This is a genomic window from Cognatundibacterium luofuense (assembly GCF_018139685.1).
Lineage (GTDB): Bacteria > Pseudomonadota > Gammaproteobacteria > Burkholderiales > Burkholderiaceae_D > Undibacterium > Undibacterium luofuense.
This window is the reverse complement of record NZ_JAGSPN010000140.1, coordinates 1-461: the sequence shown is the minus strand read 5'-3', so window position 1 is coordinate 461 and position 461 is coordinate 1. Positions and strand designations below refer to the sequence as shown.

Below are 461 nucleotides of genomic sequence, written 5' to 3'. Positions count from 1 at the left end.
AAAATAAAAAAGCCCGTCCTGATGGGACGGGCCTGAGCGCGTGAGTGAAGCGTTATCGCGCTTCACTCGCTTGCTTTATGCATTTAACAGCATTTCATTGAGGCGTTTCACAAAGCCGCTAGGGTCGCTTAGGTTGCCACCTTCAGCCAGCAAAGCCTGGTCGAACAGGATGTGTGACCAGTCAGCGAATTTCGCTTCTTCGTATTTCAGCTTCTGTACCAGCGGATGGTCAGGGTTGATTTCCAAAATAGGTTTGGATTCCGGCGCAGCCTGGCCAGCGGCTTTCAGCATACGGGCCAGATTGCCTGACAAGTCGTGCTCATCCGCGACCAGGCAGGCTGGGGAGTCGGTCAGACGGAAAGTCACACGCACGTCTTTGGCTTTATCGGCCAGTGCAGCTTTCATTTTCTCGACCAGCTCTTTGAACTGCGTCTCGGTCTCTTCATGCTGTTTTTTCTCGG

The 461-nt window shown here is 52.9% G+C and carries 1 pseudogene; it reads right to left on the bottom strand.

Annotated features, from left to right (window positions below):
• Positions 1 to 75: 75 nt before the first annotated feature.
• Positions 76 to 461: pseudogene (locus KDM89_RS19710) on the bottom strand (molecular chaperone HtpG); the annotation flags it as partial.